The sequence below is a fragment of the Ruegeria sp. I1 genome (assembly GCF_056532675.1).
The window spans coordinates 236,915-260,450 of record NZ_JBQFNM010000003.1; the positions used below are offsets into that span (position 1 = coordinate 236,915).

The 23,536-nt window shown below is 55.7% G+C and carries 20 protein-coding genes and 1 pseudogene; 10 read left to right on the forward strand and 11 right to left on the reverse strand.

The window, feature by feature from the left end:
- The first annotated feature begins 190 nt into the window (after window positions 1-190).
- The 5 genes from bhcA to ACR0DH_RS07785 all read left to right on the forward strand — a co-directional run bounded on the left by bhcA (window position 191) and on the right by ACR0DH_RS07785 (window position 5,247).
- Window positions 191-1,381 (forward strand): L-aspartate--glyoxylate aminotransferase BhcA, encoded by a 1,191-nt coding sequence (gene bhcA, locus ACR0DH_RS07765; protein WP_480548123.1) that lies wholly within the window; start codon window positions 191-193, stop codon window positions 1,379-1,381.
- Window positions 1,382-1,392: 11 nt separating this feature from the next.
- Window positions 1,393-2,367: a beta-hydroxyaspartate dehydratase BhcB gene (bhcB, locus tag ACR0DH_RS07770; RefSeq protein ID WP_480548125.1), complete on the forward strand. Its 975-nt coding sequence runs from the start codon at window positions 1,393-1,395 to the stop codon at window positions 2,365-2,367.
- Window positions 2,368-2,377: 10 nt separating this feature from the next.
- Window positions 2,378-3,541, forward strand: coding sequence for a 3-hydroxy-D-aspartate aldolase BhcC (gene bhcC, locus ACR0DH_RS07775; RefSeq protein ID WP_480548127.1), 1,164 nt, complete (start codon window positions 2,378-2,380; stop codon window positions 3,539-3,541).
- Between the two features lie 15 nt (window positions 3,542-3,556).
- Window positions 3,557-4,546 carry an iminosuccinate reductase BhcD gene (gene bhcD, locus ACR0DH_RS07780; protein WP_480548129.1) on the forward strand — a complete coding sequence of 330 codons (990 nt, stop codon included), beginning with the start codon at window positions 3,557-3,559 and terminating at the stop codon, window positions 4,544-4,546.
- A gap of 62 nt (window positions 4,547-4,608) precedes the next feature.
- Window positions 4,609-5,247, forward strand: a complete 639-nt coding sequence (locus tag ACR0DH_RS07785; RefSeq protein WP_480827049.1) for a LysR family transcriptional regulator — start codon at window positions 4,609-4,611, stop codon at window positions 5,245-5,247.
- A 34-nt stretch (window positions 5,248-5,281) separates the two neighbouring features.
- On the opposite strand, the pseudogene ACR0DH_RS07790 reads toward ACR0DH_RS07785, so the two are convergent.
- Window positions 5,282-5,944, reverse strand: a pseudogene (locus tag ACR0DH_RS07790) (IS6 family transposase); the annotation flags it as partial.
- Between the two features lie 145 nt (window positions 5,945-6,089).
- Between ACR0DH_RS07790 and ACR0DH_RS07795 the strand changes: the two are divergent.
- The 4 genes from ACR0DH_RS07795 (at window position 6,090) to ACR0DH_RS07810 (ending at window position 11,452) form a co-directional block, all read left to right on the forward strand.
- Window positions 6,090-7,586, forward strand: a complete 1,497-nt coding sequence (locus ACR0DH_RS07795) for a glycosyltransferase family 4 protein (RefSeq protein ID WP_480548131.1) — start codon at window positions 6,090-6,092, stop codon at window positions 7,584-7,586.
- 219 nt (window positions 7,587-7,805) lie between these two features.
- Entirely contained in the window at window positions 7,806-9,098 is a 1,293-nt protein-coding gene (locus tag ACR0DH_RS07800; RefSeq protein ID WP_480548133.1) for a glycosyltransferase family 4 protein, read from the forward strand.
- A gap of 16 nt (window positions 9,099-9,114) precedes the next feature.
- Window positions 9,115-10,593 (forward strand): glycosyltransferase, encoded by a 1,479-nt coding sequence (locus ACR0DH_RS07805; RefSeq protein WP_480548135.1) that lies wholly within the window; start codon window positions 9,115-9,117, stop codon window positions 10,591-10,593.
- A 61-nt stretch (window positions 10,594-10,654) separates the two neighbouring features.
- Window positions 10,655-11,452, forward strand: coding sequence for an FkbM family methyltransferase (locus ACR0DH_RS07810; RefSeq protein WP_480548137.1), 798 nt, complete (start codon window positions 10,655-10,657; stop codon window positions 11,450-11,452).
- Window positions 11,453-11,454: 2 nt separating this feature from the next.
- Here ACR0DH_RS07810 and ACR0DH_RS07815 read toward each other — a convergent pair whose 3' ends face one another.
- Entirely contained in the window at window positions 11,455-12,852 is a 1,398-nt protein-coding gene (locus tag ACR0DH_RS07815) for a hypothetical protein (RefSeq protein ID WP_480548139.1), read from the reverse strand.
- On the opposite strand from ACR0DH_RS07815, the gene ACR0DH_RS07820 reads away from it, so the two are divergent.
- Complete coding sequence (locus ACR0DH_RS07820; protein WP_480548141.1) at window positions 12,832-14,283, forward strand: hypothetical protein; 1,452 nt, start codon at window positions 12,832-12,834, stop codon at window positions 14,281-14,283. The genes ACR0DH_RS07815 and ACR0DH_RS07820 overlap by 21 nt on opposite strands.
- A gap of 13 nt (window positions 14,284-14,296) precedes the next feature.
- Here the strand turns inward: ACR0DH_RS07820 and ACR0DH_RS07825 are convergent, their stop codons facing one another.
- The 9 genes from ACR0DH_RS07825 to ACR0DH_RS07865 form a co-directional block, all read right to left on the reverse strand.
- A complete protein-coding gene (locus tag ACR0DH_RS07825; RefSeq protein ID WP_480543895.1) occupies window positions 14,297-15,277 on the reverse strand; it encodes an NAD-dependent epimerase/dehydratase family protein in 981 nt (326 codons plus the stop codon).
- A 118-nt stretch (window positions 15,278-15,395) separates the two neighbouring features.
- The gene (locus tag ACR0DH_RS07830; protein ID WP_480543894.1) at window positions 15,396-16,043 is read right to left on the reverse strand and encodes an IS6 family transposase; all 648 of its coding nucleotides are present in this window, start codon (window positions 16,041-16,043) and stop codon (window positions 15,396-15,398) included.
- A gap of 337 nt (window positions 16,044-16,380) precedes the next feature.
- On the reverse strand, window positions 16,381-17,088 hold the full coding sequence (locus ACR0DH_RS07835; protein ID WP_480543893.1) for a ThuA domain-containing protein: 708 nt from the start codon (window positions 17,086-17,088) through the stop codon (window positions 16,381-16,383).
- A complete protein-coding gene (locus ACR0DH_RS07840; protein WP_480543892.1) occupies window positions 17,085-17,957 on the reverse strand; it encodes an NAD(P)-dependent oxidoreductase in 873 nt (290 codons plus the stop codon). Before ACR0DH_RS07840 ends, ACR0DH_RS07835 begins: the two co-directional genes overlap by 4 nt.
- The gene (locus ACR0DH_RS07845) at window positions 17,957-19,477 is read right to left on the reverse strand and encodes a sugar ABC transporter ATP-binding protein (RefSeq protein WP_480548143.1); all 1,521 of its coding nucleotides are present in this window, start codon (window positions 19,475-19,477) and stop codon (window positions 17,957-17,959) included. The genes ACR0DH_RS07840 and ACR0DH_RS07845 overlap by 1 nt, the downstream gene beginning before the upstream one ends.
- On the reverse strand, window positions 19,474-20,475 hold the full coding sequence (locus tag ACR0DH_RS07850; protein ID WP_480548145.1) for an ABC transporter permease: 1,002 nt from the start codon (window positions 20,473-20,475) through the stop codon (window positions 19,474-19,476). Before ACR0DH_RS07850 ends, ACR0DH_RS07845 begins: the two co-directional genes overlap by 4 nt.
- Window positions 20,476-20,488: 13 nt before the next feature.
- Window positions 20,489-21,463 (reverse strand): ABC transporter permease, encoded by a 975-nt coding sequence (locus ACR0DH_RS07855; RefSeq protein ID WP_480548147.1) that lies wholly within the window; start codon window positions 21,461-21,463, stop codon window positions 20,489-20,491.
- A 68-nt stretch (window positions 21,464-21,531) separates the two neighbouring features.
- A complete protein-coding gene (locus ACR0DH_RS07860; protein ID WP_475163982.1) occupies window positions 21,532-22,329 on the reverse strand; it encodes an SDR family oxidoreductase in 798 nt (265 codons plus the stop codon).
- A 73-nt stretch (window positions 22,330-22,402) separates the two neighbouring features.
- Window positions 22,403-23,359: a sugar ABC transporter substrate-binding protein gene (locus ACR0DH_RS07865; RefSeq protein ID WP_480543888.1), complete on the reverse strand. Its 957-nt coding sequence runs from the start codon at window positions 23,357-23,359 to the stop codon at window positions 22,403-22,405.
- Window positions 23,360-23,536: the final 177 nt, after the last annotated feature.

Genomic DNA, 23,536 nt, shown 5'->3' on the forward strand with positions numbered 1-23,536 from the left:
CTTTCTAAAATTTGCTCGCCTCACACGCATTTTTTAATTCACTCAATTTTATCCCATCAAAATGAAAAATTAAGCTTTCTTTCATTTCCAGTGATTTACGCGACTTCCTATCCTCCCAAAAAACATTTTCGAGAAAATTGCAGTTCTGACCACCGGATAGGACACTCTTCTCAAAGCGGAGGAAGCGACAATGTCCAACCAGAACCCGGTCTTTATTCCCGGCCCCACCAACATCCCCGACCGTTTGCGCCTGGCGATGCAGGTACAGACTCAGGACCACCGCGCTCCGGATTTCGTTGAGACCTTCGCGCCGGTTCTGGAAGACACCAAAACAGTCTTCGGCACCACGACCGGACAGATCATTACCTTCCCTGCCAGCGGAACTGGCGGGTGGGAGGCCGCAGTGACCAACACGCTCAGCCCCGGCGATACGGTTCTGGTCGCCCGCTATGGCATGTTTAGCCACCGCTGGATCGACCTGTGCCAACGTCATGGGCTGGATGTTCGGATCATAGAATGCGCCTGGGGTAGCGGCGCGCCGGCGGATAAGTTTGCCGAGGCTTTGGCCGTCGACAAAGCCAATGAGATCAAGGCCGTTCTGGTCACCCATAACGAAACCGCCACCGGTGTGCGATCGGATATCGCCGCCGTACGCAAGGCATTGGACGGCTGCAGTCACCCCGCGATGCTGTTTGTGGATTGCGTCAGCTCTCTGGCCTCAATGCCATTCGCGTTTGATGATTGGGGCGTTGATATCGCAGTGTCAGGCTCGCAAAAGGGCTTCATGCTGGCCACCGGCATGGCGATCCTGTGTGTCAGCCCCAAGGCGCTGGCGGCGATCGAGACCGCGCAACTGCCGCGCACCTTCTTTGATTTCCGCGACATGATGAAGGCCAACTCCTCGGGCGGCTTTCCCTACACCCCACCACTGCAACTGATCTATGGCTTGCGCGAAAGCCTGAAGATGCTGTTCGAAGAAGGGCTCGACAATGTTTATGCCCGCCATTTCCGCCTGGCCGAAGGCGTGCGCAAAGCCATCTCAGCCTGGGGGTTGGATCTGGTGGCGCAGTCACCTGATCTCTACTCAGACACCGTCAGCGCGATTTATGTGCCCGAGGGCTTCGACAGCAATGCGCTGACCGATCATGCCTTCAACGCCTATGGCGTCAGCTTCGGCATCGGTCTGGGTGAGATGAACGGCAAATCCTTCCGTATCGGCCATCTAGGCAGCCTGACAGATGTGATGGTTCTGTCCGGTCTGGCCACAATCGAAATGGCCATGGCCGATCTGGACTATCCGATCAAGCTGGGCAGCGGTGTTGCGGCGGCACAGGAATACTTCCGTGCAAGCCACGCAGCCCCAATGAAATCCGCAGCGTAAGGAGGGCCCCGATGCTTGACGCGATGACCACTGCCGATTGCCTGACCATCGCCGATATGCGCGAGGCGCATGAGCGGATCAGGCCGCATATCAACCGCACACCGCTGCTGCGCTCGGCCTATCTGGACGATCTGACAGGCGCGCAGCTGTTCTTCAAATGCGAAAACTTTCAGGAGGCCGGGGCCTTCAAGGTGCGCGGCGCCTGCAACGCGGTCTTTGGCCTGAATGATGAGGCCGCCCAGCGCGGTGTCTGCACGCATTCCAGCGGCAACCATGCGCTCAGCCTGTCTTATGCCGCTGGCCGCCGGGGCATCCCCTGCAACGTGGTGATGCCGCGCACAGCGCCGCAAGCCAAAAAAGACGCGGTACGCCGCTATGGCGGCATCATCACCGAATGCGAGCCTTCAACCACCTCGCGCGAGGCGGTATTTGCCGAGGTGCAGGCCCGTACGGGTGGTGAGTTCGTGCACCCCTATAACGATCCTCGCGTGATCGCGGGGCAAGCGACGTGCTCGGCAGAACTGCTGGAACAAACCGACAGTCTGGACGCGGTGGTTGCGCCCATCGGCGGCGGAGGCATGATCTCGGGCACCTGCCTGACCCTGTCGAACCTGGCGCCTGAGGTGCAGATCTATGCCTCGGAACCGGAACAGGCCGATGACGCCTATCGCAGCTTCAAGGCGGGTCACATCATCGCCGATGACGCGCCGGTCACCGTCGCCGATGGGCTGAAAGTGCCACTGAAGGAAAACACCTGGCACTTCGTGTCGAACTTCGTCAGCGACATCCACACCGCCAGCGAGGACGAGATTATCGCGGCGATGAAGATCACCTGGACATACCTGCGCATCGTGATGGAGCCCAGCTGCGCCTTGCCGCTGGCCACCATCCTGAAACACCCCGAGGTCTTCAAAGGCAAACGTGTCGGCGTGATCATCACCGGCGGCAATGTGGATCTGGACAAACTGCCCTGGATCAAGGGTTGAGGAGGACATCATGAACAAGCCTGTAAACATCGACCAGCTTGAGGTCGGCTTTGACATCCCCGCCGCCATCGGCATGGACGCATCCGACATCCAGACCCCGGCTCTGGTGCTGGATCTGGACGCGCTAGAGCGCAACATCAAGAAAATGGGCGATTACGCCAAAGCCCACGGCATGCGCCACCGGGTGCATGGCAAGATGCACAAATCCGTCGACGTGGCGCGGCTGCAGGTCGAGATGGGCGGCGCCTGCGGTGTCTGTTGCCAAAAAGTGTCCGAGGCCGAAGTCTTTGCCCGTGGCGGCATCAAGGACGTGCTTGTGTCCAATCAGGTGCGTGACCCGGCCAAGATCGACCGGTTGGCGCGGATGCCCAAGCTGGGTGCGCGGACCATCTGCTGCGTCGACGATATCGACAATGTCGCCGACCTGTCCGAGGCCGCGCAGCGCCACGGCACCCAGATCGAATGCCTGGTCGAGATCGATTGCGGCGCAGGCCGGTGCGGCGTGACCACCACGCCCGAGGTCATCGCTATCGCCAAAGCCATCGACGCAGCCCCGGGTCTCAAGTTTGCTGGCATCCAGGCCTATCAGGGTGCGATGCAGCACATGGACCTCTACGAGGATCGCAAAGCCAAGATCGACATCGCCGTGGCACAGGTCAAAGACGCCGTAGACGGGCTCAAGGCCGAAGGGCTGGACTGCGACATCGTCGGCGGCGGCGGCACCGGGTCTTACTACTTCGAAAGCACCTCGGGCGTGTATAACGAACTGCAATGCGGCTCCTACGCCTTCATGGATGCCGACTATGGCCGCATCCTCGATGAACAGGGCAACCGCATCGACCGGGGCGAGTGGGAGAACGCCTTCTTCATCCTGACCAGCGTCATGAGCCATGCCAAGGCCGACAAGGCCATCGTAGATGCCGGTCTCAAAGCCCAGTCCGTCGACAGCGGCTTGCCGGTGATCTTTGGTCGCTCGGATGTGGAATACATCAAATGCTCGGACGAACACGGCGTCGTGTCGGACCCGGACGGGATTCTGAAAGTCAATGACAAGCTGCATTTGGTACCCGGTCACTGCGACCCGACCGCCAATGTGCATGATTGGTATGTGGGTGTTCGGAACGGCAAAGTTGAAGCGCTTTGGCCGGTCTCCGCGCGCGGCAAAGCCTTCTGAACCGGGGAAAGGATCATGAAAGATATGACTGACAAACCCCTGCTGATCGTCGGAGAAGACCTCTGCCAGCAACTGGTTGGCCGCGCTGAGGCATTCGAAGCTGTGCAAGACGTCTTCGCTGCCATGGCGCGCGGCGACGCCTATAACTTCCCGGTCATCCGCGAGGCCATCGGCTATGCCGACGCGCTTTACGGCTTTAAATCCGGCTTCGACCGCGCCGGTCAGGTGCTGGGCGTCAAATCCGGCGGCTACTGGCCGGGTAACATGGACAAGGGGTTGACCAACCACCAGTCCACCGTCTTTCTGTTCGATCCCGATACCGGGCGGCTCTCGGCGCTGGTCGGCGGCAATTACCTGACCGCCGTGCGCACCGCCGCGTCCTCAGCTGTCTCCATCGCCCATCTGGCGCGCAAAGATGCCAAGGTTCTGGGAATGGTTGGCGCAGGCCATCAATCCACCTTCCAGCTGCGCGCAGCCGCCGAACAGCGCGACTTTGAAAAAGTCGTCGCCTGGAACCCGCACCCCGAGATGCTGCCCCGCCTAGGCGCAGTCGCGACCGAGCTGGGGCTGGGTTTCGAGGCGGTCAGTCAAGAAGACCTGGGCGCACAGGCAGATGTGATCATCACCATCACCTCGGCCTTTGAACCGCTTTTGATGAAAGACTGGATCAAACCCGGCACGCATCTGGCCTGCATGGGCACTGACACCAAAGGCAAGCAGGAGGTCGACCCCGCTCTGGTCGCTTCGGCCAGCGTCTTCACCGACGAGGTCGCACAGTCCATCACCATTGGCGAGGCGCAACATGCCATCGCAAACGGCACATTGACCGAGGATCAGATCACGCCCGTCGGGGCCGTCATCAACGGCGATCATCTGGGACGCAGCAGCGATGACGAGATCACGCTGTTCGACGGCACCGGCGTGGGCCTTCAAGACCTGGCCGTCGCCTCGGTCGCAGCGCGGATGGCCGACGAGGCCGGGCTGGCGGAACGCGCCATTCTCTAGATACAAGCCTTTTCAAAACGGCCCCAAAACAGGTTAACCTGTTGGCACCTCTCAGTTCAAAGATGCCGACTGTGACCATCCGAATGCTGCGCACACTTGTGGCGATTGCAGATACCAAAACCTTCAGCGCGGCGGCAGATGTGGTGCATGTCACCCACGCCGCTGTCAGCCAACAGATGCAAGTGCTTGAGGCTGATCTTGGGGTCACCCTGTTTGATCGCAGCACCCGCACGCCCGAGCTGACCCCGATCGCGCATCAAGTGGTCGAAAAAGCCCGCAAGATCATCGCGGATTACGACAGTTTGGTGCCCTCACTTCATGAACAAGGCGAGCTAGCCAGTACCATACGGCTTGGCGTCCTGCGCACCACGCTGACAGGTCTGGCCCCGCAGGCCATGGCCCGACTGAAGGCGCAACAACCTAAACTGGGTCTGCATCTGAAACCCGGCCTCACCGGTACGCTATTGGCGGAACTCGCGCGCGGAAATTTGGATGCAGCTCTGGTTACCAGACCCTCGGTGATGCCTCAGGGCGTCATCTTTCGAACGCTGGTCGAGGAACCGATGCAACTGATCACGGCCCATTCTGTCGCAAACTTTGCTCCCAACTGTCATTCCGACTGCGGTTTTGATAACGCGCGCTCGGATAAGACAGGGGCAAACCGGGATCTGTTGCGAAGTTTTGACTGGCGACAGCGATAGCATTGTACCGGCGGGCTAAGCGGCCAGCTCTTGCAAATTGCCGAAACGGACAGACTCCGGGCGTGATTTGACCTTTGCGGATCATGTGTGCCACTTCGATTCCGTCGAGGGTTGCCGCCGCTGCAGCGAACGCCTTGAACCCTAGCATTGGCCGGACGCGTCTTTTGATGAAACGATGGTCCTGTTCCAAGATGTTGTTCAGGTATTTCCACCTCACCATCTCAATCGAGATCGGGCAGCCAAAGCCTTTCAGCATATTGTTGATCGCCTTGATACCAGCTGTTTTGGCTCCGCTTTTGTCAACGACAATTTTTTGCAGTAGACCAATGAGCTCCAACATCCGGGTGAAGAATTTGGTGGCGGCAGGCTTGCTCCAACGGTGTGAAAGCATGAAATCGAAAGTTTTGCCGTGTTTGTCGACCCCTCGGTAGAGGTAAACCCATGATCCCTTTACTATAGTATACGTTTCGTCCATTCGCCAGGAGCGGTTGCATTTGCCTTTGCGGCGGCGTGCCGTTTCAGCGATTGCGCAAGAGTACCGTGTCACCCAGCGGTTCAGCGTTGTGTGATCGACGGAAACACCTCGCTCTGCCATGATCTCTTCCAGATCGCGGTAGGAAACGCCGTATCGAACGTAGAAGAATACCGCGAATAGGATCACATCTTTCGGATACTGTGCACCTTTGAAGGAAATCATGAGCGGGCTTTCGACTTGATACGACAGACAGTCATTCACTCGTCAATGGCCGAAAGTTTGCGACGGAACCCCTCGGGGAACCGATTGTCACTGCAGGGTCAAATGTGTTTAGTGGCAGCAGCTTTGGTTTCGATGCAGGTTGTCAATGTCCGAGCGTGGAAAAACACGTGAACTCGCCGCCAATATGTCGTCAGGGCCGCCCATAAAGTTCTTCTTTGATGTTTCAGGTTTGGTCGACTTTTTGCAGCGCAACGCGCATTATTCTGGGATTCAGAGAGCCCTGACCGAAATTGTCAGCGGATTTTCGACTATAGCGCCGTCGCATCAAGTTTATCTAACCTATTGTGAAGGTAAAAGCGGCGCGTTGAAGTGTATGCCTTTTGACGCTCTGACTGCAAATACCTTCACGAATCCAATTAAGGCGCGCCGGTTCTTTCATCCGCACCGTACGTCGATTGAACCCGTAGCACCGTTGCGGAAGTACCGCCGGAATAGAGCACGATACCTGTTTCATCGCACGCGATTGGACGTGTTGGGGTGGCTCGGAAAAGACGACAAGCTCCGAAAATACGGGATAACGGCCGCCGACTGGCGAAGCATCAGAACTCGGCAAAAAACTGCGGGTGTCTCAGCGGCCGGAACCGAGAGATTGCAAGACATTGCGACTCCGGACGATCGTTTCATCGTGCTGGATTTCTCAAACCACCCCCGGCACGTTCAGGCCTATGGCGAGGCAAAGAGACTCGGGTTAAAAATCTCTGTTTTCGTCCATGATCTGATACCGCTGGTCCGGCCGCAGCTTTGCTTTGATCACGCGCCCACCTTGTTTTTTGACTGGCTCGAAGGTGCCGCGAGAATCAGTGATCAGTTTCTGGTCAATTCCGAGGCGACATTTAGGGACCTCAGCACTTTCGTTGATCGTCATGAGGTGTCGGTACCAGTCGGGATTGTTCCTCTGGCACAAACTAAACTGAGTATTCCCAACCAGGCAGATCCGTTGCCCCAGCCCTCAAAACTCGTGGGCACCTATCCAGACGCATATGACTGCCGCGACTTGGCGGATGAAGTCCGCACCATTTTGGCAGGGCCGTTTGTTTTGTGCGTTGGCACGATTGAAGCCCGTAAGAACAACTGGCGTATTCTGATGGCATGGAAATCGCTGTTGGACAGTGGATGTTGCAACCTACCTAAGATCGTTTTTGCTGGCAAACCGGGGATCATGCGGGATGATTTTAAGCAGGCCATGCAGGCGACAGGTCATCTTTATGGCTATGCACAGATTGTCGAAACACCGGATGATGTGCTGCTCGATCTGCTATATCGGCGATGTATGTTCACGGTTATGGCCTCGCTTTATGAGGGCTGGGGGCTGCCCGTCGGCGAGGCGCTGGCTTACGGCAAGACGGCGGTTGTCTCAAACGTCAGTTCTCTGCCGGAGGTAGGCCGGGAGATGGTGGAGTATTGCGATCCGGAGGACATCGCCAGTATTGCCAGCGCTATTGCAAAGATGTTGAATCCGGATCATCGCGCCAGTCTGGAGCGCAAGATAAGCGATTACAACTTACGCAACTGGGGTGATGTTGCTGCAGACTTGCTGAAGGCCGTGGGCACAAACAACTCTCAGGCGCAAAAGTTGCATTGATGTGTCACAAAACCTGGAATTCCGAGACACAACTAACAGGCTTTGAATTCGACATGAAGTTAGGCTTATACTCAACCTGCGCAGCAACGCTCAAAACTGCTTCAAAACCTGCAGGCTTGAACAACGAACCAGTGCTGAAATCTAGATGGATACCATAGGCAATCTGAATCTAGATATTCGCAGAATGCGGACCGCATCTTTAGGAATAGCGTATAATTGATGAGTGGACTGGTGTTTGATCTGACCGAGGTGTTTCGCGCCTCAACCGGGCGATTCCGCATGTATGGAATTTTACGCGTGGTTGAGGAGATTGCTCAGGTCCTGGCTCGACGCAATGACCCTGTTCAATTCGCGGTTTTTTCCTATGCTCATCAAGGATTTATCGAGATACAACCCCAGACGGACCAAAATGGGCAGGTCGATCTAGCGGTGCCCTTGGGGATTTCCGAGTACCGCATTCGGTCAACCCATGATCAATACGGATCTGTGACCCGGAAGCTACTGAAAGCATTGCGGCCCCTGATGCAACAGCGCAACCAGGCAAACTGGCGGCGGGCCAAATTTGAGCCGGACACGATCGATATGACCGACAAAACCCTTGTGTCAGCGTCTCGTCCCAAGATCATTTCGGATGCGATCCAAACCTTGCGGCGAAAAGGTGTTATGCTAGCGGTGGTTCCATTGCTGCATGACCTGATCCCGTTGCACAAAAAGTTCGGTCACAAGACGGCGTATTTTCCAGGCAAGTTTCTGGACGACAACCGAACCATCCTTGCCTGCTCCAGTCTGGTATTGGCGAATTCCGAGTTCACCAAATCCGAGATACTGCACTTTACACAACAGGGCCTGTTGCCCAATGGCCCGGATATTCGCACCGTCCAACTGGCGCATGAATGCAAGGACTATACCGGTGAAAACGTTAAAACTCTGCCCAAGCAGGGTTACTTGCTGACCGTCGGGCTGACGATGGGCCGCAAAAACCTCGAGGTAGTCTTCGAAGCGTTGTTGCAGATGCAGAGCCAGGGCAAACCGGTACCTCGCTTGGTGCTGGCCGGAAGCTTGCGGCGTACCACCCGAAAAACTCTAAAAAGCCCGCGCTTGGCCTCGCTCCGTCCGTTCATTGAGATCTGCAATGAGCCAACGCAGGCTGAATTGATTGCGCTGTACCGGGGTGCTTGTGCCCTCGTTCTGCCGTCGCGGATGGAAGGCTGGGGGTTGCCGGCTGGGGAAGCGCTCTGGTGCGGTACGCCCGTCATCTGCACGGATGTCCCGGCGTTGACGGAGGTTTGCGGCGACCTCGCGCTGTATTTCGATCCTGACGATCCCAGTACTCTGGCCACCCACATCACAGGGTTGACGCAGAACAAGGCCCACAGCCTGGGTTTGCGAGCTCGTATCACTGCGGAAAAGCCGCGATTGCGATCTTGGGAGGATGTGACAGATGACCTGTTGGAACATCTGATCACAGCAGAAAAACCGACCCAGCTCCAACAGGGGCGTGCGGGAAAGTGACCAGAGCAGTCTGCCAATGACCTCCATACCGCAGAGCCAATCCGCCGATGATGGGTCTACCTATTTTCTCGATATCTCGGGGACGGTGGAACATGTTGCAACCCATGATGCACTGTCCGGCATTCAAAGGGTCGTTCTAACTCTCGCGGCTGAGATGGCCGGGAAACTGCCGACGGATCGGTTGTATCTTTCTTGGTGCGACAGGGCTCGAAACGCTTATCGATGCGCGCCGTATGAGGCTATTGCCCAGAGAAGGCCACTGGATACGCGGACCCTGTGGCGGTTGTTTCATACGGATGCCTTCGATGGCCCGATTGGCGCGGTGCTCGGAAGATATCAGCGTAGCCCGGTCAAGTACCTGTTTCATCGCGCGCGCTATGATCTGGCCGCAATGCTGGGGTTTGAGGCCAGATTTAGAAAAGTGAATATAGACTGTGCTCAGTGGAAAAGGCTACGGCGCCGCAGCCCCGAGCAATTGAGGGGTCGCGACTTTAGGGATGTATGCCGTCCCGGGGATCATCTGATCCAATTGGATATGGTGACGCAGGAATGGCAAAAGAACATTCTGAACGCTTTGCGTGATCTGCCGGTGACGAAATACCATCTGATCCATGATCTGATACCGCTTGAAACCCCGGAATTTGTGTCTGGTGAAACCGCCAGAAGCTTCTGGAACTGGATGAACTGGGCAGCCGACTATTCCGATTTCTTTCTGACCAATTCCAATTTCACACATGAAATACTGTCTCACTTTACCAAGTTGATTGGCCATCGGTTACCGATCAGAACACTGCCGCTTGCTCAGGCCCCGCTACCGCTTGGGACGCAGGTTTCTTTGGAACACGACCCGGCAGGGCGAAACCTTGCGATCAACTATCCGGCCGCCTTTGATCTGGACGGACAGGACCGGGTCTTTACCGAGGTATTCTGCCAGCCTTTTGTTCTGTGCGTCGGCACGATCGAGGCCCGCAAAAACGTCCGGCGCATCGCGATGGCTTGGAAGGCACTGTTCGATGCCGGGCATCGCAATCTGCCTACTTTGGTTTTTGCAGGTCACAGCGGTCACATGCCCTATGATTTTGTCCGCTTTCTGGAAGGAACCGGAGATTGCTACGGGCTTGTCAAGATCATTTCCAGCCCTTCTGACAAGGCGCTTGATCTGCTGTATCGAAGATGTCTGTTCACGGTTCAAGTCAGCCTGTCCGAAGGGTGGGGGCTGTCGGTTGGCGAATCCCTTGCCTATGGAAAGACGGCTGTTGTGTCTCGCGCATCGTCTTTGCCCGAGGTTGGAGGTGATCTTGTCACCTATTGCGCGCCCGAGGATGTGGACAGTATTGCGGACTCGATTCAGAAGCTCCTTAACCAGCAGCACCGGCAAGCGCTGGAACAAAAGATCGCAGAGACCTCGTTGCGCAGCTGGTCCGATGTGGCAGATGACCTTCTGTTTGCGATCTCAAATCAGTCCCGACATAGTGGGCCAGCCCACCCGGAATAAGATCAATCACCACCGCATCGATCCGGACGCGTAACGCGCCGCAGAAGATAGAGGTCACAGCATGAACCGCTCGCATTATCTGGGTGACTATACGGCCCTGACCTACACTTATTTTGATCGGAAGATCTTTGTTGATACGCGCGATATCAGCATCACACCGCATCTGCTAACCGATGGCCGGTGGGAGCCGTGGGTCAGCGCGTATCTGGAGACCGTTCTTACACCCGGCTCAGTGTTTTTCGACATTGGTGCAAACTGCGGCTTCTACAGCCTTCTGGCGGCGCATCATGCCGGGCCAGACGGATATGTTCTGGCTTTCGAGCCACAGGCGCGCATGGTCGATCTATTGCGCAAATCCGCCAACGTGAACGGCTTTGACAGCCATCTGCATATCGTTCCCAAAGGTCTGTCAAACCGCGACGAGAACTTGAGGCTCTATCACAAAGATGAGTTCATGGGTGACGCGTCCTTTTCCGAGCCGACGGACTGGTTCGAAGACGTGTCGGTGGTGGCCGCTCATAGTGAAGTTGCAAAACTGGAAAAGACGCTGGGACGCCGACTGACGCCTGACATCATCAAGATGGATGTCGAAGGTTTTGAGCCTCAGGTCTGGGAAGGTCTGCGCCCCTTGCTGGACCGTTCGGATCAATGTGTCGTGGTAATGGAGTTTTCACCAGCGCGTTATGAAAACCAGCCTATCGATGCGCGCGCCTTTATCGACATGATCGAAGAGGCCGGGTTTGCCATTTATAAACTGAAGCATGACGGATCGGTTGTGCCGATTTGGAATGCTGACCTACTGGACGGATCGGTCCGAGGTTTTGTCGATCTTGTGTTGCTTAAAGGGCGGAGTATCTGATCCTACAGCTCGGACAACCGGATGTTGAGGATGAACAGCTGCGGACCAAAGGTGCAGATGCTCAGTTTTCGCTCAGTCCCCTCATCTGCGGTGAACTCGATAATTGCTGTGGCCTCGCCATCGGCTGTCTGATGCAGTTCGGTGATATGTGGCGGATACATAAGCCTCGCTCCTGAATATCCGCTCAGCCGCACAAACCCGACCTTGGGATCTGGAGCCCCGGGGCAACGATAGGTGACCTCAAGCCGATACGTACGACCGGCGCTGGTCTCAAGAACATCCCGACTCATTAGTGCAAAACCCGGTTCACCCAGACTGTGCCTCGATCCCAGATGATCCTCGACCGGGCAATCGAAGTCCTGAGCCGCCGGCAGAATCGTCTGAACGCGCTTCGTGTCACGCAGACCTAGCCCATCATCGGTCCAGATATCGGGGTTTTCGAACATATTGGCGAGGTCATCTTCCGAGATCCGCAACAGCACATTCACCATGCGCTGCGCATGAAACCAGTCACGCTCGCTGAGCGACAGACCCAGATAGGCATGTCTCTCATGGATGAAGAATGAGGTGACATCTTGCAGATGAAAACCCTGTTTGCGAAACGTCGGGAACATCATGGCGTCGCCACACTGAACCTTGCCATCTTGTTTCAGTAGCCATGGGAACGGGGCGTGGCAATAGTTGGAATAGGTGAAATGACCAAAGCCATAGACATCCCCATCGGTCCCGGCCTGACCGTTCGATCCGCCACGATAGATTGAATAGCCATCATGCGGCGCGGGTTGATCATAATCGGTTTGAAGCTCGGTGACGGGTTCGATACGCCCGTCCCGACACAGTTCGATCACCCGCGCCGGAGCAAAGCTGTGCAAAACAAACAATCGGCCATCTCGCAAAAACGGCTGCCAGTTCTTGCCCATCGGGAAGTTGGTATGTTCATAGACCTGGCTTTGGCGAGAGGGCAGTTCGACCACGCGGAACACCCCGCGAAATCCGTCATCACTCAAGTAGTCGGCATATACCACAAAAGCACGGCTACGATCCGACACAATTCGGGGATCGATGCCCTGTCCCAGCACTTCTTCTCGCACAGGCTTGAACCAGCCTGATCTCAACACACGCCGGGTTAGGACAACTTCGCTGTCCAGGGATCCACCCTGAAACAACTGATCGGTTCTGTGCAGTCGAAATCGGCGATGCACAGAGATTACCTCATCGCCAAGCACCGCAAAGGCACGAAAGGCCTCGGCCTGCTCACCCAGTGCCGAGAACCGAGCCTGCTGATAGATGATCTCAACGCCCATAGCTTGGCCTGATTTACCTTCGCCACCTATTTCTGCTAAATGCCGGGCAGACGCAACAGCGCGAAGGCCTGGACCTTGAACGATCTTGTAGGACATCTCGGCTGCAGCGCGCTGAAATCCCTGTCTGCCATTGCCCGGCACATGCGCAACACACCAGCGCAGCTGGTATGGCACTACGACCGCGTGGCGAAGTTCGGCGCTTATAACGACTACTTCTATTCCTTCGCATTCTGGCGCGATACGCTCTATTCGCTGAACGCAAGGGATATGACTGCAACACTCGACAGGATCGGGCAGCCCGACTTTCACGACGATCAGATCATACTGACCCAGTACACCCGGTCAGAAGACGGATATCAGATTGTCGAACAGCGTGATCTTGGTTTTGGCGGCGATCCCCGCGTGGTCAGCGACGGGGAACAGGCCTTTGCCCTGATTTTGGGCACCTATTTCTCCGCAGCCAAAGTCTATTTGTATGATTTCGCAGCGGATCGCCGTGTTCCGATCACGGTGGATGACGACGACTTTGACTTTGGCAAAAACTGGCAGCCTTTCCTGAGAGGCGGTGAGCTGTTTGCTGTTCATCAGCTGGCCCCCATACGGGTGCTGAAGATTGATACCACGTCCGGCCACGCGATCTGTGTTGCCGAGCGTGAGCTCGATTTCAAACTCACCGCGTCTTATCAGCCGTTCCCGTTGTTTCGTGGCGGCGCCAACGCCATGGTTCTGGGCGATGACATTGTGGGACTGGGTCGCACCACGGCAAACCGGGTCCATCATACACCGTTTTTCTGGTCACTGGATGACGATCTGCATATCGACATCACCTTTACCGAGCTGTTCCAGTCCTTTGTCGAGCTGGGATATGGTATCATCGATCCGACCTGTTTTTTCATCCATGACGGTGACCTTTATGTCGGGCTGACCTGCTCCGAGCGGAACTGGGCCCATACCCAGATAGTTTCCGATTATCTTCTGGTGTTCCCGGGTTCGGGCCAGACGCAACACCCCCAGGCGCAACATCCATTGTGGTCGGACTATCTGCAGACCCGGCAAAAGGTCGTGCTGGCGGGTAAACCCGATTTGCGGCGGCATATGTTTCAATGCACGGACATGCCACAGACCCGGGATTTCAAACATGATCTGGGTGGGGTGATTTCCGACGGGCAGCCGGGTCACATGATCTATGGGCCCTATGTGCCCATCGACGATCCCGGCCCCTATACGGTAGAGTTTTCCTACCTCACCCTGTCCATGCAGAAAGGGCAGATCGGCGTCTTTGAAGCCTCGATTTTTGATGGCGATGTACTGGGGCAATGCGCCATTCTGGCCCAGCCGGGAACAGTCGGCACCGCCCGCATTGACTTCGATGTGCCCGAGTCAGGGTCGGGGCGTCTTGAAACTCGGATCGGGCTGGATGCGGGTGCGTTGATCTCGGCCTATCACGTGCGCATCTGGCGCCGGGATCTGGCAGCCAAGGGCGATCCGGATCACCCTTGGGCCGATATTTTCTGGACCCGGATCTGACCGTCGGCTGTGGTCAGGCGGTGACGGCCATGGCGTGCTCTAGCTGACTGCGCACCCACGGGTATGTTCGGGCCAGACCGGCGGCAAGATCCGTCACCGGTTCCCAATTCAGCTCTTTCCGGATCAGTTCATTGTGGGAATTGCGGCCGCGCACGCCCTCGGGCCCGGGCACGTTGCGGATATGCAGGGTCTTGCCGGCAATTCCGGCAACCATCTTCGCCAGATCATTTATCGAGACCATCTGTTCCGAACCAATATTGACCGGCCCGGCAAATGTATCACTGCGGGTCAGACGGACAGTGGCTTCAACACAGTCGTCTACATACAGGAACGAGCGCGTCTGTTTGCCATCACCCCAGATTTCGATCGTGCCACCATCCTCGGCTTCAGCCACCTTGCGGCACATCGCGGCGGGGGCTTTCTCTTTCCCCCCGGTCCAGGTGCCTTCCGGGCCAAATATGTTGTGATATCGGGCGATCCGGCATTCCATGCCGTGATTGCGGCTAAAGCTCAGGAACAGGCGCTCGGAAAACAGTTTCTCCCACCCATATTCACTGTCCGGCAAGGCTGGGTAGACACTGTCTTCTCGAGTGACCGGGGCGGCTGTATCTTCCTGATTGTATTCGGGATAAACACAGGCCGACGAACTGTAGAACACGCGTCCGGCATCGGCTCGCCTGCATGCATCAAGAACGTTCAGATTGATGGCTGCGGAATTGTGCATGATATCGGCGTCGTTGTCGCCGGTGAACAGGTATCCGGCCCCGCCCATATCCGCAGCCAACTGATACACTTCGTCGAATTTGCAGTCGAACAACGCTTGGCATTCCGCCCGCCCGCGCAGGTCATAAATAACGAAGTCGTCTGCATGTGATTCCCCGAACTCAGGATACTTCAGATCCACTCCCCGGACCCAGAAACCGTCCCGTTTCAGCCGTTTAACAAGGTGCGATCCGATGAACCCACCTGCACCACAAACAAGGGCCGTTTTCATGCTATCCGTCTTTCTGCAATCAAGTATCTCGGTTCAGATTGCTATTGCAGGTTGCGATCCGCCGGGCAAGGGTGATGATGCGCGGGTCGCTTCTGATTTGATTGGACAAAGAGATGACCTAGTTCGCGCGCGTGAATTGGCCCTTGCGGATCATGTTCGCGACTTCGATTCCAGCGAGGGTTGCTGTAGCAGATTCGAAAGCTTTGAACCCCAGCATTGGTCGAGTGCGTCTCTTGATGAACCGATGATCCTGTTCGACGATGTTGTTTAGGAACTTCTGCCTCACCATCTCGATTGGAATCGGACATCCAAAGCCCTTCAGCATTTTGTTGATGGCTTTGATACCTGCTGTGTTTGCGCCGCTTTTGTCGATGACAATCTTTCGCGGAAGGCCGTTGATCTCCAACATTCGAGCAAAGAAGTTTGTGGCTGCAGGTTTGTTACGACGTCGAGAAAGCATGAAATCAGGGGTTTTGCAGTGTTTGTCCACGGCCCGGTAGAGGTAAACCCACGCACCTTTCACTTTGATATAAGTTTCGTCCATTCTCCAGTAACGATCACATGACCCTTTTCGGCGACGCGCTGCTTCAGCGATCGCGCCGGAATACCGTGTTACCCATCGGTTCAGTGTGGTGTGGTCCACCGAAACACCGCGCTCGGCCATGATTTCTTCTAGATCCCGATAGGAAACACCGTAGCGGACATAAAAGAAGACCGCGAACAAGATCACGTCTTTCGGATACTGAGCGCTTTTGAAAGAAATCATGGACCAACCTTCAATTGGATAGTGCCGTTCGCCACACGGGCGCTGACGCTACAAAAGTCAATGGTCAAAAGTTTGCAACACAACCTCAAACTCGCATGCGATAGGGGCAGATACTTCGAGGTGCGGAGTTTTTGGATGAGGCCTTTGGTCATTCCGCATTTGGGCGAACGCGAGTGCTACATATTTGAGGATATTCTGGAATAATTCTCGCGTCCTTAAACAACTTCAGCGACGCAACCTTGGGGTGATTGCGGAACATCGATACCCCTCGGGTACGGTTAACCGTTGGATCAGGACGAACAGCTGCTTCTTGAATTCACAAAAAAGTATTGCGGCGCTATGGTTTTCCGTCAGCGGCCCAAATTGCACCACGGCGAATGATCTCAGCGACCTGAGGCTGTTTCAAATCGTCCAACTCATGCCCGATTGAGCAATAGAAAACGCGACCCTTATCCCATCGGCGCTTCCAAACCACCGGGATGACTGTCCCCTCGATCCACCACAGATGGTCCCCGGAAAAGGTTGTCGTTGCCAAGACGTCGTTAGAGGGATCAACCAGCATGTAATACTGCTCGGTTGTCAGACGAAAGCTTCTGATCCCTTTAACGATTGGGTCATAGGGTTTGCAGATGGTCACATCATAATCGATGTAATCCTCGCGCGGTTGAAGGTTATCAGGCCAACCCGGCGGATGCGCAACAAACTGACCTCCGATCAGAAAGTGATAAGTGGGCCGGTCGCGGAACGCGTCGCCCATATGGCCATGCCACCCTGCCAGCCCGCACCCGTCCCCGATCAGCTTCAAAAGCCCGTCTTCCTGCGATTTTGTCATATTCCCGTATTTATCTTTGTGGCCCGATCTGGCGGATGACCAGATCGGTGTGATCAGATCCAGATCGGCCAGTTCATCCGGGTTTTCCAGAGGCTCCAACGTGTCGTAGACATCCACGTCGAACCCGTTGTCCTTCAGAAGCGCCCCGTACCAATCGCTGAATTGCTTGGGGGCGTGACCTTTCCAGCCTCCAACAAAAAGTGCGGCTTTCATTCCGATTGTCCTCGCATGTAGTTGAAGATGGACGCCATGTCGCGCGCATCGAAGCCCTGTGCTTCGGCATTTTTCAGCACCTCAAACGTAGTTTTGGCCAGTGGCATCGGCACACCGACATCCTGCGCCAGATCCAGAGCAAGCGCGACATCTTTGCGTGCCAGCGCAACTGTGAACGTCACAGCCTGGCTTGCTTCGTTCAGATAAATAGGGCGGCGGAACTTTAACATCGGCGCCGCAGCCGCAGAGTTTTCGATCACATCAAATGCGAGATCAGTGGCTATGCCAGCGCTCTCGGTAAGGCAGAGCGCCTCAGAGACCGTCTGGTTCAGCCCGTGGATCAGCAAATTCACCGCAAGCTTCATGGCCGCACCGGCACCGGCCTGCCCCAACCAGATGGTCTTGCGCCCCATCGCGTCAAACAGGGGTGACAGCGTCTGAGCGAGCGAAGCATGAGCGCCTGCCATAATCAGAAGCGTAGCATCTTCAGCGGCGTTGGTCGCCCCGGAAACCGGCGCATCAACAAAGCGTTTTCCGGCTGTCTCGGCAGCCTCTGCAATCTCGGAAACCAAAGCCGGGCTCATTGTGCCCATCTCAATCAATATTTGCGCGCCCGGTGCCGAGATCAGACCTGCATCTCCGAAATAGACTGCCCGTGCGGCTGCATCGTCTGCGAGCATCGAGACCGTGACATCAGAAACTCGGGACAATTCTCCAGGAGTGTTGGCAATTCCGCCGCCAACACTCTGTGCAAAATCCTGCGCAGGACCGGTGCTGCGGTTCCAGACCGTGACCTCATGCCCTGCCCGGGCACAGTTGGCTGCCATCCGGCGCCCCATGCGCCCCAATCCTGCAAAACCAACCCGCATCACGCGACCTGCGTCGTGCCGTTGTCAGACATGCCTGAGATAGCCCGAACCAGACTATCTTCGGTCACATCTTCAGACGTGAATTCCTGTGTGATCTGCCCTTGGAACATAGCGTAGATCCGGTCCGCGACGTGCAACACTTCAGGCATTTCCGAACTTATGACGATCACCGCATATCCCTGCGCGGCAAGATCTCGGATCAGGTTGTGAATCTCTGCTTTACTACCGACATCGATTCCCCGGGTCGGTTCATCAACAATCAGCACGTTGGGGTGCATGGACAGCCATTTTCCGATGACAATCTTTTGCTGGTTTCCGCCTGATAGGTTTCCGACAAGTTGCCTCCAACCGGGCGTTCGGATGTCCAGCCGGTCGCGGTATTGATCAAAGATCGAGATCTCGGCCCCTTCGGCCACAAACGGACCAGCCTTGAGATCATCAACCTGAGGCAGGGTCATGTTGTCCCGGCAGTTCATGCCCAATACCAACCCCTGACCTTTGCGGTCTTCTGGGACCAGCGAGATGCCCCGCTCGATCGCGTCTGAAGGTGTGTGGATGCGTATCACTTCCCCATCAAGCAGGATTTGTCCGGTGGATGGATCGCGCAAACCAAACAAGGTTTCGGCAATCTCGGTACGCCCCGCGCCAACCAACCCATAAAAACCGACCACTTCGCCGCGTCTGATCTTGAAACTGACGTTTTCGTACAGATCACCGCAACTCAGGTTTTGCACTTCCAAAGCCACGTCCCCCAATTCGTGATGAGAGGCGTTGCGGGACAAGTCCAACTTTCGCCCGATCATCATCTGGGTGACGGATTCTTCATCCGTTTCAGCTGTGATCGCGGTGCCGGTGTGCTGCCCGTCCCGCAGAACACTGACCCTGTCGGTAATGCGAAAGATCTCTTCCATCCGGTGCGAAATGTAGATGATACCCACGTCCCGGGCTTTCAGATCGGCGATCACTTCAAACAGAACATCCTTTTCCGTGTCTGTCAGTGATGCGGTGGGTTCGTCAAAAATCACGGCTTTGGCGTCGACTGTTAGGGCGCGGGCAATCTCGACCATTTGCTTGTTGGCGATGGACAGATCCCCCACGAGGGTCTTGGGTGTAAAACCGACCTTCAGCCGATCCAGAATGTTCGCAGTATCGGCATACAGCTTGTCCCAGTCGACCCGCCCAAAAGACTTGCGCGGCAACTCACCGAGATAGACATTCTCGGCCACGGACAATTCGTCTGCGAGGCTGAGCTCCTGGTGAATGAACACAACACCCTTAGCCTTGGCTTCCAGAGGTGAAGTCATGGCAGTCGGAGACTCTTCGATAAGGATCTGGCCTTCATCGGGTTGATAGATACCTCCCAGAACCTTCATCAATGTTGATTTCCCAGCGCCGTTTTCGCCCATCAGCGCATGCACTTCTCCAGGCATGACCGCAAAGGAAACGCCATCAAGCGCGCGAACACCGGGAAATGTCTTCACGATCCCTTCAAGGCGCAGGGCGGGCGTGCGTTCGGTCATGTCTTCAGCTCCTCTGCACCTTTGCGGTTCAGTTGCTTGTCGAGGTAGAGAACTGCAATCAGGATCAGACCGATCACCAAATTGACGGTTGATGTATCTGCGCCGATATGACCTAAGCCTTTGCGCAAAAGCTGGATCGCCAGCACACCACCAAAGGTCGAAATCACCGAGCCAGCACCACCGGTCAGCTTAGTGCCGCCCAGAACCACCGCGGTGATAATCCACAGCTCGTACAACTCACCATCATTGGGGTTTACTGATCCGCTTTCGGAGTAAAACACCACGGCCGACAGCGCCGCCAGAAACCCGATGATCATGAAATTGACCATCATGTGTGGACCTACCCTGATACCAGCATTCACAGCCGCCTCGCGGTTGTCGCCAATGGCATAGGCATTACGTCCGTGGATGGTGCGAGTCATCACGAACCAGATCACCAGCGTAACCGCCAGAAGAAACCATGTGGCGGTATGCAGGCCGAGAAACTGCGCCTCGGCAAAATCAACCAACGTCCAGTTCAAATGACTTGTCGGCTGCTCGCCATTGTACATGAACACCAGACCACGATAGCCCAGCATCGAGCCAAGCGTCACGATGAACGCATCGACCCCTGTTTTCCAGACAATCAATCCGTTAATGGCGCCCAGCACGATGCCGGTCAGCAACGCAAGGCTCCACGAGATTGGGATGACCCAATCCCCGAGACCTGCAAAGACAGGCCATGTCAGGCTGTCCAGCAAGACAATTGCGCAGAGTGCAAAAGTAGCTCCGACGCTTAGGTCAATATTGCCATTGATCATGACGATGGTCATACCCATCGCGATGATCCCGATGGGAGCAGACTGTTTGAACAACAGCAGCATGTTGTCGAGATCCATGAAGGCTTTGTCACTGAGTGACAAATATTCTCCCGCAACGCTGAAGAAGATCAGCTCGAAAACGATAAAACCCCAGATGGCGCCTCGCTTCAGGAAAGTGCTCAGAGTACCAGCTTGCATGTATCCGTTTCCCTTACGCGATCGGTGACCAGAGTTTGCCGCGCTTGGCCGCAATATCGAGCCATACCGCCAGGATAATGATCACCCAGGTCACGACGTATTGGACGTAGAATTGAAGGCCGACGAGCAGTAGCCCGTTCTGAATAAACCCAAGCATCAGGACGCCAATAACCGTCTTGAAGATTGTTCCGGACCCGCCCAACAAAGACGCGCCTCCGAGGATGACAGCAGCCAGCACTTCAAGCTCCAGACCTTGCCCCACGGTGTTCTGGCTTCCCATTGAACGGCTCGCCTGAATAAGACCGGCGGTCGCGACACAAAAGGACGACGCAAGATAGCAGGCGAAAACAACGCGCGCGCGCCGAATACCGGAAAAGGTTGCAGCTACACCGTTGCCCCCCACTGCGTAGACCTTGCGGCCAAAAGGGGTTTTGGCCAGCACGATACCCAGAAAAGCGGCCAACAGAACAAACAACAGAATTGGAACAGGAATACCCAACGCGTCGCCCTGGCCGAAAACGCTGAACCAGGTGCCTTCCTTGTCGGCGATATCCATGTTCTTGCCGCCAGAATAGGTTAGCGTCAGCCCGTGGATGGCCGACAGCATTCCAAGCGTCACAATCAGCGAGTTGAGTTTCAGGTAACCAACAAGAAACCCGATCAGGGCGCCAAGGCACATTGTCATGGCAAACATCGAAGGGATCGCCAGCGTTGGCCCAATTTTGTCGTGAAGGTCCAGGACAACAATAGTTGAAAAGGACATCATTGAGCCAACGGACAGATCAAGATTACCGCTGATCACAACAAAGGTCACCCCCAGCGCCATGACACCCAGAATGGCAGATGAGCGGATCACGCCCATAATGTTGTCCGGATCCAGAAATCTGGGGTTCGCCAACGTAAATCCGATGATGAACACGACAAAAGCAACAAGAATACCTTGCCGGGCCAGTATGCCTCCGATGTCGGATTTCTTCAGTTGCGCCATCCCGTTCTCCCCGTCTCCGACAAGCCGGAGCATCTATCTTATTCGTGCGCTCACCGGGCGCAGCGTGTTCATACCAGCGTCATGCCGCCATCAATCATCACGATCTGACCGGTCATGTAGTCGCTATCGTGCGACGCAAGGAACGTTGTCGTTCCAGTGATGTCCTCAGGCTGGGCAACACGTCCGCGCAATATTTCAGCCGAAAACTCCTCCATCGCCTGTCCGGGGCGCTCGGCGGCACCGATCTCCATCAGGTCGCGGTCGACCTCTTCCCACATTTCCGTCGCGACCACGCCGGGGGCGAAGCCCGTCACCGTAATATCATGCTTTGCCAAATCCCGCGCACCCGACTGGGTCAGCGAAACAACAGCCCATTTTGAGGCGCAATAAGGCGCTACGTTGTCGAACCCCTGTCGGCTTGCAATTGATGCGGTATTGATGATTTTTCCACCGGTTCCCTGAGCAATCATCTGACGTGCGGCCTCCTGCATGCCTATCATGCATCCCAACCCATTAACGCCCATGATGAAATGCCAGTTCTCATCTGTCACATCGAGGAAATTCATCGGCTTGTTCACACCGGCATTGTTAAATTTCACATCCAGTTTTCCAAACAGGCTCACCGTATGTTCGATCATCGCACGGACCTGTTGGCGATTGGTCACGTCGACGGATGCATGGGTAACTTGACCGCCATGGCTGTTGGCTCTCTGTCTGTTTTCGGCGGCGACCGTTGCCACCTTGTCGCCGTTTATGTCGGCAAAACAGACATCCGCGCCTTGTTCTAACAGCGCCTCGCCAATGGCGCGGCCGATACCTTGAGCTGCCCCGGTGACAATACAGGAACGTCCAGAGACTCGCCCCATGGGTTTCTCCCTGTTCAATTGAATTGAAGAAGCAGCGCAGAGCCCAGTAGGCTCCGCGCATCTGGGGAGAGACTTAGAAAACTGGCTTGGTAAACTCGCCTTGGTTGTCCTGCGTGATCTTCGGTGTGTCGAAGTAGTTCAGGAACGGCAGTTCCTTACCTTCCAGCGTTTCGATCGCTGTTTTCAATGCAGCCTCGGCATCGTCAACAGGTGACTGGTAGATCGATCCCCAGTATTCGCCACGCTCCATAGCTTCGTAGCCAACAGCGAAGTTTGTGGCACCAACAAAGATGATACCTTCACGACCAGCGGCTTTTGCAGCATTCAATGCGCCAACGCCCATATTGTCATCGCCGGAATAGACTCCATCGATGTCATCATACTTTACAAGGAAAGCTTCCATGACCTTCTGGGACTTTTCACGGTTCCAGTCCCCAGGTTGGGTTTCAACCAGCGTCACATTGGGGCAAACTTCCGGCAGGCGATCATCAAAACCCTTTTGGCGTTCGATGGCCGTAGTGTACCCCGGCTGCCCCGAGATCTGTACGACGCGTGCTTCATTTTCGATGCCCATGTCCTTGAATTTATCGCACATGATTTCCGCTGAACGTGAACCTTGTGTGATGTTGTCGGGGCCAGAGAAGGACGCGACGAACGGAAAGCCTGCTTCGGCGATGTTTGAGTTGGTGACAATAACGGGGATACCGGCCTTGTGCGCCTTGCGTACCGCAGGGATCACGGCCTCGCCATTGGTTGGCCAGATGATGATGGCATCCACTTCCTGTTGGATCAGGTCCTCCATTTGTGCAATCTGACGGGCTACGTCACCTCCTGCATCCAGAACGACAACGTCGACATCGCTGTTCGCCTCGGCGGCTGCGATAAAGGCTTTTTCATATGTGGTCTGATAGCTGTCGACGCCGACATTATTCTGCGTAATGCCAATGGTCATTGTATCAGCCACGGCTGCCCCGCCGAAAGCCGTCAGGGCCAGGGCGGTGGTCGCCACAAGAGTTTTGCGGATATTCATTCGGTTTCCTCCCGGGTAAATTCTTGGTCTTGCCAACTCCCGTCTTTCCTCCGCGGGAATCATCATCCGTTGATCGGATTAGCCCTGACAGGTTCGCGAAAACTTCCGCGTTAAGACCCCCCGAAAGTATCCAAATTGAGAATCGTGGTATCCAGAACGGATATCTAAGCGATACTG

Excerpts from the sequence above, each read along its gene's own strand:
- ACR0DH_RS07855 (WP_480548147.1), bottom strand. The coding sequence starts at position 21,463 with ATGGCGCAACTGAAGAAATCCGACATCGGAGGCATACTGGCCCGGCAA.
- ACR0DH_RS07835 (WP_480543893.1), bottom strand. The coding sequence starts at position 17,088 with ATGAAAGCCGCACTTTTTGTTGGAGGCTGGAAAGGTCACGCCCCCAAG.
- ACR0DH_RS07860 (WP_475163982.1), bottom strand. The coding sequence starts at position 22,329 with ATGGGGCGAGTCTCTGGACGTTCCTGTATTGTCACCGGGGCAGCTCAA.
- ACR0DH_RS07815 (WP_480548139.1), bottom strand. The coding sequence starts at position 12,852 with ATGTCCTACAAGATCGTTCAAGGTCCAGGCCTTCGCGCTGTTGCGTCT.
- ACR0DH_RS07830 (WP_480543894.1), bottom strand. The coding sequence starts at position 16,043 with ATGATTTCTTTCAAAAGCGCTCAGTATCCGAAAGACGTGATCTTGTTC.
- ACR0DH_RS07785 (WP_480827049.1), top strand. The coding sequence starts at position 4,609 with ATGCCGACTGTGACCATCCGAATGCTGCGCACACTTGTGGCGATTGCA.
- bhcD (WP_480548129.1), top strand. The coding sequence starts at position 3,557 with ATGAAAGATATGACTGACAAACCCCTGCTGATCGTCGGAGAAGACCTC.
- ACR0DH_RS07810 (WP_480548137.1), top strand. The coding sequence starts at position 10,655 with ATGAACCGCTCGCATTATCTGGGTGACTATACGGCCCTGACCTACACT.
- bhcB (WP_480548125.1), top strand. The coding sequence starts at position 1,393 with ATGCTTGACGCGATGACCACTGCCGATTGCCTGACCATCGCCGATATG.
- bhcC (WP_480548127.1), top strand. The coding sequence starts at position 2,378 with ATGAACAAGCCTGTAAACATCGACCAGCTTGAGGTCGGCTTTGACATC.
- ACR0DH_RS07845 (WP_480548143.1), bottom strand. The coding sequence starts at position 19,477 with ATGACCGAACGCACGCCCGCCCTGCGCCTTGAAGGGATCGTGAAGACA.
- ACR0DH_RS07850 (WP_480548145.1), bottom strand. The coding sequence starts at position 20,475 with ATGCAAGCTGGTACTCTGAGCACTTTCCTGAAGCGAGGCGCCATCTGG.
- ACR0DH_RS07840 (WP_480543892.1), bottom strand. The coding sequence starts at position 17,957 with ATGCGGGTTGGTTTTGCAGGATTGGGGCGCATGGGGCGCCGGATGGCA.
- ACR0DH_RS07825 (WP_480543895.1), bottom strand. The coding sequence starts at position 15,277 with ATGAAAACGGCCCTTGTTTGTGGTGCAGGTGGGTTCATCGGATCGCAC.
- ACR0DH_RS07805 (WP_480548135.1), top strand. The coding sequence starts at position 9,115 with ATGACCTCCATACCGCAGAGCCAATCCGCCGATGATGGGTCTACCTAT.
- ACR0DH_RS07865 (WP_480543888.1), bottom strand. The coding sequence starts at position 23,359 with ATGAATATCCGCAAAACTCTTGTGGCGACCACCGCCCTGGCCCTGACG.
- ACR0DH_RS07795 (WP_480548131.1), top strand. The coding sequence starts at position 6,090 with ATGTCCGAGCGTGGAAAAACACGTGAACTCGCCGCCAATATGTCGTCA.
- ACR0DH_RS07800 (WP_480548133.1), top strand. The coding sequence starts at position 7,806 with ATGAGTGGACTGGTGTTTGATCTGACCGAGGTGTTTCGCGCCTCAACC.
- bhcA (WP_480548123.1), top strand. The coding sequence starts at position 191 with ATGTCCAACCAGAACCCGGTCTTTATTCCCGGCCCCACCAACATCCCC.